General features: G+C 46.5%; 13 protein-coding genes. 5 read left to right on the top strand and 8 right to left on the bottom strand.

Annotated elements, in window-relative coordinates; all coding sequences use genetic code 11:
• Positions 1–230: 230 nt before the first annotated feature.
• The 5 genes from J6U00_RS14520 (at position 231) to J6U00_RS14500 (ending at position 5100) form a co-directional block, all read left to right on the top strand.
• Complete coding sequence (locus J6U00_RS14520) at positions 231–1568, top strand: aspartate kinase (RefSeq protein WP_296583053.1); 1338 nt, start codon at positions 231–233, stop codon at positions 1566–1568.
• Positions 1569–1701: 133 nt separating this feature from the next.
• Positions 1702–2682 carry a glycosyltransferase family 2 protein gene (locus tag J6U00_RS14515; protein ID WP_296583050.1) on the top strand — a complete coding sequence of 327 codons (981 nt, stop codon included), beginning with the start codon at positions 1702–1704 and terminating at the stop codon, positions 2680–2682.
• Between the two features lie 16 nt (positions 2683–2698).
• Positions 2699–2875: a hypothetical protein gene (locus tag J6U00_RS14510; RefSeq protein WP_296583047.1), complete on the top strand. Its 177-nt coding sequence runs from the start codon at positions 2699–2701 to the stop codon at positions 2873–2875.
• 104 nt (positions 2876–2979) lie between these two features.
• Positions 2980–4386, top strand: coding sequence for a glycine--tRNA ligase (locus tag J6U00_RS14505; protein WP_296583044.1), 1407 nt, complete (start codon positions 2980–2982; stop codon positions 4384–4386).
• 60 nt (positions 4387–4446) lie between these two features.
• The gene (locus tag J6U00_RS14500; RefSeq protein ID WP_296583041.1) at positions 4447–5100 is read left to right on the top strand and encodes a YoaK family protein; all 654 of its coding nucleotides are present in this window, start codon (positions 4447–4449) and stop codon (positions 5098–5100) included.
• Between the two features lie 28 nt (positions 5101–5128).
• Here the strand turns inward: J6U00_RS14500 and J6U00_RS14495 are convergent, their stop codons facing one another.
• The 8 genes from J6U00_RS14495 to J6U00_RS14460 all read right to left on the bottom strand — a co-directional run bounded on the left by J6U00_RS14495 (position 5129) and on the right by J6U00_RS14460 (position 12789).
• Complete coding sequence (locus J6U00_RS14495) at positions 5129–5599, bottom strand: DUF2726 domain-containing protein (RefSeq protein WP_296583039.1); 471 nt, start codon at positions 5597–5599, stop codon at positions 5129–5131.
• 1 nt (position 5600) lies between these two features.
• Positions 5601–6713 (bottom strand): hypothetical protein, encoded by a 1113-nt coding sequence (locus J6U00_RS14490; RefSeq protein WP_296583037.1) that lies wholly within the window; start codon positions 6711–6713, stop codon positions 5601–5603.
• A complete protein-coding gene (locus tag J6U00_RS14485) occupies positions 6713–7948 on the bottom strand; it encodes a phenylacetate--CoA ligase (RefSeq protein WP_296583034.1) in 1236 nt (411 codons plus the stop codon). The genes J6U00_RS14490 and J6U00_RS14485 overlap by 1 nt, the downstream gene beginning before the upstream one ends.
• A gap of 102 nt (positions 7949–8050) precedes the next feature.
• Positions 8051–8623 (bottom strand): indolepyruvate oxidoreductase subunit beta, encoded by a 573-nt coding sequence (locus J6U00_RS14480; protein ID WP_296583031.1) that lies wholly within the window; start codon positions 8621–8623, stop codon positions 8051–8053.
• Complete coding sequence (iorA, locus tag J6U00_RS14475) at positions 8613–10430, bottom strand: indolepyruvate ferredoxin oxidoreductase subunit alpha (protein WP_296583029.1); 1818 nt, start codon at positions 10428–10430, stop codon at positions 8613–8615. Before iorA ends, J6U00_RS14480 begins: the two co-directional genes overlap by 11 nt.
• Before the next feature lie 172 nt (positions 10431–10602).
• On the bottom strand, positions 10603–11544 hold the full coding sequence (locus J6U00_RS14470; RefSeq protein WP_296583026.1) for a hypothetical protein: 942 nt from the start codon (positions 11542–11544) through the stop codon (positions 10603–10605).
• A gap of 14 nt (positions 11545–11558) precedes the next feature.
• Positions 11559–12044: a hypothetical protein gene (locus J6U00_RS14465; protein WP_296583025.1), complete on the bottom strand. Its 486-nt coding sequence runs from the start codon at positions 12042–12044 to the stop codon at positions 11559–11561.
• A 103-nt stretch (positions 12045–12147) separates the two neighbouring features.
• On the bottom strand, positions 12148–12789 hold the full coding sequence (locus J6U00_RS14460; RefSeq protein ID WP_296583024.1) for a CDP-alcohol phosphatidyltransferase family protein: 642 nt from the start codon (positions 12787–12789) through the stop codon (positions 12148–12150).
• Positions 12790–12900: the final 111 nt, after the last annotated feature.

The following is a 12900-nucleotide window of genomic DNA, read 5'->3' as shown; positions in this document are numbered from 1 at the left end:
AGCGAAACGAAAAGCAGCTGGAGGAATAAGCGTTTTTACAAATATGCGGAGGAATACTCCGCATATTTCTTACCCCAAAATTGTCCACCACTGGCGTACAAGCGTATTCACCAAAAACACAGTTTCATATCTGCCTGATTTTTGGCTTTATGTCAATTGATTTCAGGGACAAAAAAGCATATAATAGATATTACTGTAAAATCATCAAAAATTATAAAGGAATGATATATATGAATGATAAGGTAGTCAAGTTCGGCGGAAGCTCCCTTGCAGACGCCAATCAGTTCAGAAAGGTAGCAGCTATAATCAAGAGCGACGCAAGACGCAGATACGTTGTTCCGTCTGCTCCCGGAAAGCGCTTTTCTGATGATATAAAGATCACAGATATGCTGTATAAATGCGGAGAGATTGCAGGAAGCGGCATGGACTTCTCAAAGGAGTTTGGTATCATAAAGGACAGATACAACGGTATAATATCCGAGCTGGATATAGATATGTCCCTTGAAGAGGAGTTCAGCGCTATCGCAGACGAGCTCAAAAAGCGCCCTTCAAAGGACTTTGCTGCAAGCCGCGGAGAGTACCTCAATGGCAAGGTGTTGGCTAAATACCTCGGCTTTACCTTCGTTGACGCCGCTGATATAATCGTATTCGACACGAAAGGAGTGCTCCTTCTTGACGAGACCGTAAAGGCTGTACGCGAAAAGCTCAGTGGTCTTGACAACGCCGTTATCCCTGGTTTCTATGGAAGGACTACCGAGGGCTTCATAAAGACATTCTCACGCGGTGGCTCAGACGTTACCGGCTCTATAATCGCAAATGCGGTAAAGGCTGATATATACGAAAACTGGACCGACGTTTCCGGATTCCTCGTTGCAGACCCCAGAATAGTCGATACTCCAGACGTTATAGAAGTAATTACTTACCGTGAGCTCCGTGAGCTCGCTTACATGGGAGCCTCAGTTCTTCACGAGGACGCTATATTCCCCGTGCGCTCAGCAGGTATACCTATAAACATAAGAAATACAAACTCCCCTGAGGACGCAGGAACTATGATAGTGGGCGATGATTTCGATTTCAGCAAGGAAAGCGTAAAGCATACTATCACAGGTATCGCCGGCAAGAAAGGATTCAGCACCATCAATATCGAAAAAGCCATGATGAACAACGAGACCGGCTTCGGTATGAAGGTGCTCAAGGTCCTCTACGACAATGGACTTTCCTTCGAGCATATGCCATCCGGTATTGACACCATGAGCATTACTCTCAGCACCGAAAAGCTAGACCCTGTCCGCGACAAGGTGCTTGCAGACCTCCGCAAAGCTGTTGACCCCGACCACCTCGAAATAGAGGACGGTATCGCTCTCCTTGCAGTAGTGGGACGCAGAATGAAGAACACAAGGGGTACAGTTGCACGTATCTTTGCTTCTATGGCTCATGCTCGTATCAACGTAAAGATGATAGATCAGGGCTCCAGTGAGCTTAATGTTATCATCGGTGTAAGCGAAAACGACCTCCCCGAGGCTATCCGCAGGATATACGATATGTTCATCAACTCCGAGAAGAAGTGATAAAAACCCGTGAACGCTATCATCACTAAAGTCGTTCACGGGTTTTTTAGCATGTTGGGACTAATGGCTTTATTGACATATCCCAGCTGCTGTGATATACTTAAATAAAAATTTTACAACGAAAGGAAAAGCTATGGATTCCCCCGAGATACTCTACACAGTAGTCCCGTGCTATAACGAGCAGGAAGTACTCCGGCAGACCGCTGACCAGCTTAAAGCAAAATATATGGCTCTTATCTCGGAAAAGCTCATATCTCCAGACAGCCGCATAGTCTTCGTAAACGATGGCTCCTCCGATCAGACATGGAACATAATAAAGGAACTGCATAATACCCAGCCTAAGCTTTTTTCCGGTATCGACCTCGCCCGCAACAACGGTCACCAGAACGCAGTCCTCGCAGGTCTCATGACCATTAAGGATATATGCGATATGTGCATAACTATGGATGCAGATTTACAGGACGATATAAATGCCGTTGACGAAATGGTTAAAAAGTACTACGATGGCAATCAGGTGGTATACGGTGTAAGGAGTGCAAGGGATAACGACAGCTTCTTCAAAAAATTCACTGCGGAGAGCTTTTACAGGTTAATGAAAACAATGGGCGCCAATGTTGTCTACAATCACGGGGATTTCCGCCTTATGAGCAAAAGGGTGCTGCATGAGCTGGAGGGGTTCCGGGAAGTGAATCTCTTCCTGCGCGGTATGATACCGCTCATAGGCTTCCAGAGCTGTAAGGTGTACTACGAGCGCCGCGAAAGAGCTACAGGCAGGAGCAAGTACTCACTGAGAAAAATGCTTTCCTTTGCCATGAATGGCATAACCTCATTCAGTACAAAACCCCTCAGGCTGATCACAGCTCTCGGACTTATAATGTCCGCCGTCAGCGTTATTGCGTTTGTATGGGCATTTATTACTAAGATAGCCGGCTTCACGGTACATGGCTGGTCGAGTACGATGTGCTCGATATGGCTGATAGGTGGTTTGCAGCTCTTCTGTCTCGGCATCATAGGCGAGTACATCGGCAGAATTTACGCTGAAGTGAAACAGCGCCCGAGATACATAATCGCGGAGTTCCTTAATGATAAAGGGAAGAAAAACAACGATAAATAATAAGGAGATTTTTAATATGGACGCTATTATCAACAGTTTAACCGGTTTTATCTCGCAGTACTGGGCTATAATTTTATTTATCATCGTACTGATAATACTCATAAAGATAAAGCACAAGATAAAAAAGGTGATATTTTTTGCTGTGCTTATCGGAGCCGCACTCTTCGCTTCAGGCTTCACCTTCTTCAATTAGCGCAAAGTCTGTGCCATTGCATGACTAATAAGCACTTGACATTTCATTAACTATGCGGTAAAATATAAGTTGACTATTAATAAATAAAAGCGAGGTTGCTCATTATGCTTAAAAACAATGAAAAAGTAATGGATAAGATCGTTGACCTTTGTAAATCAAAGGGCTTTGTATACCCCGGATCCGAGATATACGGCGGTCTTGCAAATACATGGGACTACGGTCCGCTGGGTGTTGAGCTCAAAAACAACATCAAGAGAGCATGGATGAAGAAATTCGTTCAGGAGAACAAGTACAACGTGGGTCTTGATTCAGCTATTCTCATGAATCCTCAGACATGGGTAGCTTCCGGACATATCGGCGGTTTCTCCGACCCCCTCATGGACTGTAAGGAGTGCAAGACCCGTCACCGTGCAGACAATCTCATCGAGGACTTTGACGGAACCAACGTTGCAGGCTGGTCAAACGAGCAGATGATGAACTACATAAAAGAAAAAGGCATTACATGTCCTAACTGCGGCAAGCAGAACTTCACCGATATCCGTCAGTTCAACCTTATGTTCAAGACCTTCCAGGGCGTTACAGAGGACAGCAAGTCGGAGCTCTATCTCCGTCCTGAAACTGCGCAGGGTATCTTCGTAAACTTCGCTAATATACAGAGAACTACACGTAAAAAAGTACCATTCGGAGTTGCTCAGGTAGGCAAGTCCTTCCGTAACGAGATAACTCCCGGAAACTTCATCTTCCGTGTACGTGAGTTCGAGCAGATGGAGCTTGAATTCTTCTGCAAGCCCGGAACTGACCTTGAGTGGTTCGACTACTGGAGAAGCTACTGCAAGAACTTTCTGCTTTCCCTCGGTCTCAAGGAGGAGAATATCCGTCTCCGCGACCACGACAAGGAGGAGCTCTGCTTCTACTCAAAGGCAACTACAGACTTCGAGTACCTCTTCCCCTTCGGCTGGGGCGAGCTCTGGGGCGTTGCTGACAGAACTGACTACGACCTCACACAGCATATCAACACAAGCGGCAAGTCTCTTGAATACTTTGACCCTGAGACCAACGAGAAATATATCCCCTATGTTATCGAGCCTTCTCTCGGCGTAGAGAGACTCTTCCTCTCTGTAGTTACAGAAGCTTACGACGAGGAGGAGATAGTTTCCACAGACAAGGACGGCAACGAGAAGAAGGAAACAAGAACAGTTATGCACTTCCATCCTGCACTTGCTCCCTTCAAGGCAGCAGTACTTCCGCTCGTCAAGAAGCTCTCACCCAAGGCTGAAGAGGTATACGATATGCTCTCCAAGAAGTTCATGGTTGACTTCGATGAGGCAGGCACTATCGGCAAGAGATACCGCCGTCAGGACGAGATAGGCACTCCTTTCTGTATCACTTACGATTTTGATACTCTTGAAAAAGACAACTGTGTAACAGTCCGTGACCGTGATACAATGCAGCAGGAAAGAGTAAATATCAATGACCTTGTTGCTTACCTTGAAGCAAAAATGGTATTCTGAGAATAATAAAAAAAGTCATAGTATCACTGTACTATGGCTTTTTTAGTTAGGAGAGAAGCTATGCAGACATCCGAAAGCTTTGTATTGAGCGCATTACTTTCCTTCTCCGGCGGATTGCAGGACGCATATACCTACAACGTCAGAGGAAGAGTCTTTGCAAATGCCCAGACAGGCAATGTGGTACTTATGAGCCAAAGTTTCATGCAAGGGGAAATAGCCAGGGGACTGCATTATATGGGACCTCTTGCAGCATTTGCGCTAGGTATCTTCATAGCCGAAAGAATCGAAAACAGATACAAGGACAGCAAATCTTTCCACTGGAGGCAGATTATCATACTCATTGAAATGATAGTTCTTGCAGTGGTGGGAGTTATGTCATCAAAACTTGATATACCGGCAAATATGCTGGTATCCTTTGCCTGCGCAATGCAGGTCCAGACCTTTAGGACAGTCAGGGGCTACGGCTATGCGAGCACGATGTGTATCGGAAACCTTAGAAGCGGTACAGAGAGCTTTTCTCAGTATCTGCGCAGCAAGAACAAGGATGCATTATTCAAATCCCTGCATTTCTTCGGTATAATCCTTTTCTTTGCCATAGGCGCAGGCTTCGGCGGAGTAGTTTCCTATATGTTAGGCATAAGAACTATATGGATATCCGCCGTTCTCCTGCTTTTGGCCGCGATTATGATGATACAGAAAAAAGCGAGCATATAAAAAAGGGCTGCAGAGCAGTCCTTTTTAATTATCTTAGGTATTCCTCTATGACATCCAGCTCCCCATACGTTCTGAGAAGCGTATATCCCGTATTTTCAAGTACGGCGTTGACAAAGTCGTCCCGCTCTTCACGGTCTGGACGTGAATGGGAGGTATCGTCAAGCTCTATAAGCGCAACTATAGCCGTTTCCTCATCAGCAAGGGCAAAGTCGATATGCTTCGACTTTATTTTATTGAAGCACTCCATCCAGAAGGGGTTCTCTTCCTTGGGTTTGGGCTCGATAAGGTCAGCAAGCCGCACCTTTGCGTATATGTTCAGCCCGTACTCGTCCGCAAGAGGTTTTAGCCGCTTGTAAAATTCATACTCCCTGTCGGTAAGTATGGTCTTTGCAGTAAACAGCTTTGTTATATCTGGTTTGCGGAACTTCCTGTACAGCCATATAGCAAACAGTATACCGCAAAGAAACAGTAATAGGTAAAATAACTCATTTTCGTTCATATCATTTATCAGAATGTATCTTTTCGGTCACCTTGCCATTTTCATCTATTTCCGCAAGACTGTGATTGAAAGCTCCTGAGCCTCCGCTCACAAAGAGCCTGCCGCCAGCTGTACAGATACCGTCGATGAAATCTGTCCCTTCAATGCCGCCTGCGCTAAGTATCTCCTTAGTCTTTCCATCTCTGTCCACAGCATAGACTGCCGCCGAGTCTGAATAGTACAGCTTATCTCCGAAAAAGCAATAGCTACTTATACTGCCCATGTCGGTGATGTATTCCTCGGATCTGCCTGACAGATCATTTCGGCAGAGGCGTCGATCCTTTATGTAGTACAGCTTATCGCCGACAATGTACGGGCTTTCTCCGGACTTTATATCCACATAGGCTCCATTTTCACCGAACACGCGAATATACTCGTTTATGCTTATGCGATATGAGCACACAAGTGAGTTCTTTCCGCTGACCTCAGTGAAACCAACAATATGCGCGTTCTTGTACTCAAGACTGTACTCCTCGCCGGAGAGCTTTCCCGAATAGTCCGCAGACCTTATAACAGTGCCGCTGTCGGTCGGACATGTAAAGTATATTCTATCTTTCGCAAAGAAGAATTCCTCCCGTTCACGGGCAGTACTACCTCCGTCTGTGGAGTCCTTTATGATGACCTTTGTCTTTCCGTCCCTGTACTCGCATATGCCCTCGCCGGAAGAGTAGTAATACAACGATTTTCCGTCGGTATACAACACTAAACTCTTTGCAGGCAGATGGAGCTCCTCGGTATGTCCCTTGCGGTCGTCAAGGATATACACGTCCTCCCTGCCATTCTGACCGTTCTTTCCGGAAAGGTAAACGTAAGAGCCGCCATCCATAATGTATACGAACTGAGGACGATTCTTCTCCGTCTCCTCTGATGGGGTTCCAAAGTCACCGGGTATCACCTTTTCCGGCTTTGTTGAAGGCTCTGCGACAGTTATGACAGTCTCAGCCGTTGTAACAGCATCAGTAGTCGTAATCTCATCCGGCTCGCTGTAATTATCAGTATTATGGTCTGAACAGCCTGCTGCAAAGTAAACGGCAAGCAGAGCAGCCATAACGGCTGCGGTAATACATTTTCTCATCAGTCAAATCTCTCGTCGATAACACGGGCAGTCTTCTTCATGCTTCTCGGGAGAACGCCTACCTCTACCACCTTTACTATAGGTGTGAAGCCAATCCTGCTCTTTACCTTTTCAGCTATTTTCTTGCTGAGAGCATCAAAGTCCACATCTCCTGTGGATTCAACGTAGATACGCATTGTATCCTTTCCGTCAAGGTGAGAGATACGTATCTGATACTCGCTGGATATTTCGCTGAACGTACCCAGTACCTCCTCTATCTGGCTGGGGAATACGTTTACGCCCTTGATCTTCATCATGTCGTCGGTACGTCCCATGATAACGTCGATCCTCGGATAGCAGCGTCCGCACTTACACTTGCCGGGGACTATTCTTGAAAGGTCGTGTGTCCTGTATCTTATAAGAGGAGCGCCCTCCTTCACAAGGGTAGTTATTACTATCTCGCCCATTTCGCCGTCGGGAACGTTCTCACCTGTCTTGGGGTCAATTATCTCTATGTAAAGGAAGTCGTCCCAGTAATGCATAGCCTTTTCACCAGGGCAGTTAATACCAATTCCGGGACCGTATATCTCGGTAAGTCCATAGATATCGAAAAGCTCTATACCAAGCTCATTGTGGATACGCTCGCGCATCTTATCGCTCCAGCGCTCCGAGCCGATAACGCCCTTTTTGAGATGTATCTTGTCCTTGATACCACGCTTCTGTATCTCCTCTGCAAGGAGGAGAGCGTAAGAAGAAGTTGAGCAGAGAACGGTGCTCTTCATAGCCTGCATCATTTCAAGCTGCTTGTCGGTGTTTCCTGGACCCATAGGTATTACCATAGCACCAAGCTTCTCGGCGCCGTTCTGGAAGCCGATACCTGCTGTCCATAGACCGTAGCCGGGAGTTATCTGTATCCTATCCATATTCGTTATGCCTGCTGTTTCGTAGCAACGCTTAAACATGATAGCCCAGTCGTCAACATCCTTTGCTGTGTAGGGGATAATTACGGGAGTACCCGTAGTTCCCGATGACGAGTGTATACGTACTATCTCCTCCTCGGGAGCAGTCATAAGTCCGAGAGGGTAAGCATCACGAAGGTCCTTCTTCTCCGAGAAGGGGAGCTTTGTGAAGTCCTCGGGAGTGTCAACGTGTGATACGCCTGCCTCCGCAAGCTTTTTGCCATAGAAGCTACCTGCCTCAACAAGAGCACGAATACGGTCATTGACGAGGTCGAGCTGTTTCTGTGATATCTGCATTTTTATCTGTCCTTTCATTTAATTCGTAATCAATTGATAATTTAGAATTGATAATTGAGAATTATTGTGCCAGTTTCGCTGACAGATTTTAATAATAAATTCTCAACTAGTATAACGGAGTGCCTTGCTGTTAAGTTCCACGAACTGCGGTTTGACCGTCTTTTTCATGGTCTCCTCTATGTCGTCCACCGAGAACGGCAGTACGCCGTTTCTGACCGACGCGCCCAGCATTATCATATTCAGCACCTTGGGCGAGCCTAATTCCTCGCAGGCTTTTATGCCGTCAACAAGGAGGAGATCCTTCACATTGCGCTTGAGATACTCTATCATTTCTTGACCAGTATAGGAGGATCCTTTAAGAGTTGCCGTGACTGGCATTATGGGATGTGTATTTACCACCACCTGTCCGCCGTCCTTCAGGTAGGGCAGCATACGCACAGCCTCGGCAGGCTCGAAGCCGATTATTATATCAGCAGTCTTTTCCGGGAACATTGGACAGTAGATGTCGTCGCCCAGTCTCAGGAAGCTGAAAACGCTTCCACCTTTCTGAGCCATACCTATAGTTTCGGCACTCATTACTGGTATATCATGCTCCATAGCAGTTGCGGCTATGAGCTTTGAGGTAAGGACTATTCCCTGACCGCCTACGCCGCATATAAGGATATTACTCTGCATCTTCGCCGCCTCCTATTGCTCCAAAGGGACATACCTGCGAACAGAGTCCGCAGCCCGTACAGAGCGAATTTTCGATAGTGACCATGCCGTCTTTGAGTACGATACCCGGACAGCCGAGGGTATTTATGCACTTTTTGCAGGTCACGCATTTACCTGGGTCTATAACTGCCGGTCGATTGCCCTTTATTAGGACAGCGCATGGTGACTTGAACACTATAGCTTTTACGCCCTTTTCAGCGGCTACACGCTTTACCGTATCGATAGCCTTATTGAGTTCAAGAGGATTTACAGTCTCCACGGTCTTTACGCCAACGCCTTTGAGAACCTCCTGTATGCTCACCTTTTCAACTACCTCGCCCATCATGGTACGTCCTGTACCGGGGTGAGGCTGATGACCGGTCATTGCCGTGGTGGAGTTGTCAAGAACTACAAGAGTCATATTTGCCTGATTGTACACTGCATTTACAGCTCCCGTTATAGCGGAAGCAAAGAATGTGGAGTCTCCGACAAATGCGAAACAGTTAGTATCTGGTTCTATCCTGCCGATGCCTTGTGTGATGTTCACACCTGCGCCCATACAGAGGCAGGTATCCACCATATCGAGAGGCATCGCGTTTCCGAGAGTATAGCAGCCGATATCTCCGCAGAAAACACTCTTTTTGCCCTTCATTGCTTCCTTTACGGCGAAGAAAGAGGCTCTGTGAGGACAGCCAGCACAGAGCACCGGCGGTCTTACGGGAAGCTCAGGGGGCGTTTCGGTCTCAGTTGCGGCAGGCTTCTCCCAACCCATGAGATCAGCGATATTCGCAGCTACGGAAACACAGGTATTTTCTCCTGCGGTCTTAACATTATGCGTAAGCTTGCCCAGTATCTTCGTATTCAGATGATACTTTCCACAGATATATATGAGTTCACGCTCTATGATAGGGTCAAGTTCCTCGATACATAGAACCTCATCAAGTCCTTCGAGGAACTTCACCGCAGCCTGCTCCGGGAACGGGAAAGGAGTAGACACCTTGAACACTCTAGGTGCGGACTTTCCTCGAAGAGCCTCCATAGTATAGGTATAGCTTATGCCGTGGGTAGCGATACCCTTCCGGCAGCCCTTATCGTCAGCGTCTGTGATAATATTGCGTTTGTAATCTGAGAATACCTGAGAAAGCTCAACATTGCGTTCCTCGATATGTATATGTGCGTTATACGAAAGGCGCGGAAAAATCACCCATTTTGAGGAGTCCTTCACAAAACCCTCAGGCTTGTTTACCTTGTACTCGCTCTCGTCCTTGACTTCAATTGAAGCGTAGCCGTGACAGACTCTCGTTGTGGGCCTGAAAAGTACCGGAGTATGGTATTTCTCAGAGTACTCAAAAGCCTCCTGTATCATGTTATATGCCTCCTGCACCGATGAAGGGTCAAAGCAGGGAAGTTTTGAATATGAAGCGAAATGACGGGTATCCTGCTCTGTCTGAGAGGATATAGGACCCGGGTCGTCGGCAACTAATATTACCATACCGCCCTTCACTCCTATATATGCAAGGCTCATGAGCGGATCCGACGCTACATTGAGCCCCACCTGCTTCATGGTCACCATTGAACGTGCACCGCTGTATGCAGCGCCTGCTCCGACCTCAAGAGCAGCCTTTTCGTTTACCGACCACTCAACGTATACCGAGCCATCTTTGAGCTTTGCAGCGGTCTCCAGCACCTCTGTGGAGGGAGTACCGGGATATCCCGAAACAACGTTAAGACCTGCCGCAAGCGCTCCTCTTGCGATAGCGGCATTTCCCATCAAGAATTCCTTATGCATAATATCTCTCCTTTTCACCGTCCCTCCGGCATGAGGATAATGCTCTGAAAAAGGACGTTCCTGATAAAATCCATATAAAAATATTATAACATTCTATGTCCCCGATGTCAAAGGGAAATATCAAAAAATCGCGGAAAAAATAAAAAGGACCGCACATGGCGATCCTTTTTGGTCATGTTGTAGCTTCCTCCTCGGGTTCAAGGAGTATATTCTCGTCGGGAATGCTGTCTCCCACGGCTTCAAAGTCGTACTCAGTGAATTCATTCACCTTTTTCAGCTTTATCACAAGTCCCATCTCATCGTCGATGACAAGACTGCCGCTCTCGATCTTTATTACAAAGCCCTCATAATCGCTCCACATATAGAGCTGGTCCTTAGTTTCCGGTTCCCATTCGTATTCCTGTATATCGCCGATTATAGTCATTTCGGCAGTATGGTCTTTTTTAAGCTCTAAGCGGAAGGCTGCATATACCGGATATTCGCCCAGCTTTTCGTCGTACTCTTCCTCACCCATAGTCACATGGCTGGCTTCCCATTTTCCCATGAAACGGCTGAAATCCACCTTGTCGAGACCAGCCTCTGTGTTCTTTTCTACCTCCGTAAACTCACTTACGGACAAAAGATAATATATATCCGTTTCATCGCTCATATCAGGGTTAGTCATCGTCATCTCGCCCTGATTCACCACGCAGTCGAGCCTTTCATCAGGGCTCAGCAGGTGAAGCACATCGCTGCCGTTCTTATCCGAGGTTATACTCCATTTGTACTCAAGGACCCTCTCCTTGCCATGAGGGTTGAGGTTGTCTATATACTCCGCGGTATTGTCCTCTTTTATAACCAGCTTTGCGATAGAGCTCAGCGGATAGCCTGCATAGACAGACTCGTATACATCTCCATTGACTGAGACCTTGTAGGTCTCCCACTTACCGATGAATGGTGCTGCAGAATTATCAACAGGCCCCGTATCGGCTTCCGTAGCAGTTACCTGTTCTGTAGTTGCTTCCGCCGTCGTAGGCTGACCGTTGTCGTTGCCTCCCTGATTTTTCGATGTACAGCCGCAGAAAGCTCCTGCAAGCAGGACGGCTGAAATACAAAAACAAAAAAACTTTCTCATATATGCTCCTTTTTTTACTGTGTCACACCGAAGTTCTGTATAACGCTTGCAGCGCTGTTGAGAGCATCGGGGTCTATTTCCGTGAATTCTTCGACTTTTTTGATATCTATAGACGAGCCTTCTCCTTCAATAACCAGCATTTCATCGCGGTAATAAAGAGTCATCATCTCGTCGGCATTATTTCCGGTAAGATCCTTTACCTTGAACTGAAGTATATTTTCTTCCTTTTCCTTCCATGTTATCTCCTTATCAGAATTGGCGTTCTGGAGTATCTTATTGTCAACAGGCGACTGCCATGTCACCTTTCCGTTTTCAAATATCTCAAAGCGGAAAAGTGCACCGATGGGTACTCCGACAAAATTATCCATAGCATTTCCGTTGACTGTCATGGACGTCGCCTCCCACTTGCCGATATACTTCGGATCGCGCTTTGCGCCGCAGCAACAGAGGGACAGCGCCATAAACGCCATTGTCAGTACGAGCGTTACAGTTCTTTTCATATCATGTCTCCCTTCCGTATAATGGTATTATACAGCATAAAATCCATAAAGTAAAGGCTTTTTTGCTGAAAAAGGCTGCCGCATCCCGCAGCAGCCCTCTGTTTTACTTTGTTTTTGTCTTATACAGCATCCATATAAGCTCGAGAACTCCCACTCCGATAAAGCCGAGCATCGTTTTCATGCTGGGCTTCTTCACCTTGAATCTGGTGATGAATGCTATAGCAATGATTAATAACGATCCTCCGTATACCTCTGGAAACCAGTCTCCGATATCCTTATGAAAGCTGTACAGCAACGGAAGTATCAGCGCTACGCTGGTAACCGGCAGACCCTCATATACCTTGCGGTTCTCTGAGGTCTTTGACTGCCTTTCCTCTTCAGCCACGTTAAAATAGGCGAGCCTTATAACAGCGCACAGAGGGAAGAGCAGCAGCACAGGCAAATCGCACCAGTCCCTCATGCCTACGGAATAGCCTATAATGGAAGGAAGCACTCCGAAGCAGATTACGTCGCAAAGCGAATCTATCTGTATGCCGAACTTCTTTTCGCTTTCGGTACGGTCTTTTTTTGTACGGGCGACCTTACCGTCAAACATATCGCACAGTCCCGATACCATAAGGCATATTATGGCATATTCAGGATGATCTCCCATTCCGCCGAATCCTGCCGCAAAGAGCATACCAATCATCGACGAAATGAGGCTTATGTATGTTAGAATGACCGTGTAATTATAATATCCAATCATTATTCAAACCTCGAATGATTTTTTTGCTGCAAAACATACCTTAACGGTATAGAAATAATTATACCATAAACCATGTTTTTTTTCAAGTATTTTGTTTAAATTTCAAGTAAC

It is taken from the genome of Ruminococcus sp. (assembly GCF_017650195.1).
In the GTDB taxonomy this organism is placed as follows: Bacteria; Bacillota; Clostridia; order Oscillospirales; family Ruminococcaceae; genus Ruminococcus.
Note: the sequence above shows the minus strand (reverse complement) of the source record. Positions and strands in the feature narration are given on the sequence as shown.

Excerpts from the sequence above, each read along its gene's own strand:
- J6U00_RS14520 (WP_296583053.1), top strand. The coding sequence starts at position 231 with ATGAATGATAAGGTAGTCAAGTTCGGCGGAAGCTCCCTTGCAGACGCC.
- J6U00_RS14515 (WP_296583050.1), top strand. The coding sequence starts at position 1,702 with ATGGATTCCCCCGAGATACTCTACACAGTAGTCCCGTGCTATAACGAG.
- J6U00_RS14510 (WP_296583047.1), top strand. The coding sequence starts at position 2,699 with ATGGACGCTATTATCAACAGTTTAACCGGTTTTATCTCGCAGTACTGG.
- J6U00_RS14505 (WP_296583044.1), top strand. The coding sequence starts at position 2,980 with ATGCTTAAAAACAATGAAAAAGTAATGGATAAGATCGTTGACCTTTGT.
- J6U00_RS14500 (WP_296583041.1), top strand. The coding sequence starts at position 4,447 with ATGCAGACATCCGAAAGCTTTGTATTGAGCGCATTACTTTCCTTCTCC.
- J6U00_RS14495 (WP_296583039.1), bottom strand. The coding sequence starts at position 5,599 with ATGAACGAAAATGAGTTATTTTACCTATTACTGTTTCTTTGCGGTATA.
- J6U00_RS14490 (WP_296583037.1), bottom strand. The coding sequence starts at position 6,713 with ATGAGAAAATGTATTACCGCAGCCGTTATGGCTGCTCTGCTTGCCGTT.
- J6U00_RS14485 (WP_296583034.1), bottom strand. The coding sequence starts at position 7,948 with ATGCAGATATCACAGAAACAGCTCGACCTCGTCAATGACCGTATTCGT.
- J6U00_RS14480 (WP_296583031.1), bottom strand. The coding sequence starts at position 8,623 with ATGCAGAGTAATATCCTTATATGCGGCGTAGGCGGTCAGGGAATAGTC.
- iorA (WP_296583029.1), bottom strand. The coding sequence starts at position 10,430 with ATGCATAAGGAATTCTTGATGGGAAATGCCGCTATCGCAAGAGGAGCG.
- J6U00_RS14470 (WP_296583026.1), bottom strand. The coding sequence starts at position 11,544 with ATGAGAAAGTTTTTTTGTTTTTGTATTTCAGCCGTCCTGCTTGCAGGA.
- J6U00_RS14465 (WP_296583025.1), bottom strand. The coding sequence starts at position 12,044 with ATGAAAAGAACTGTAACGCTCGTACTGACAATGGCGTTTATGGCGCTG.
- J6U00_RS14460 (WP_296583024.1), bottom strand. The coding sequence starts at position 12,789 with ATGATTGGATATTATAATTACACGGTCATTCTAACATACATAAGCCTC.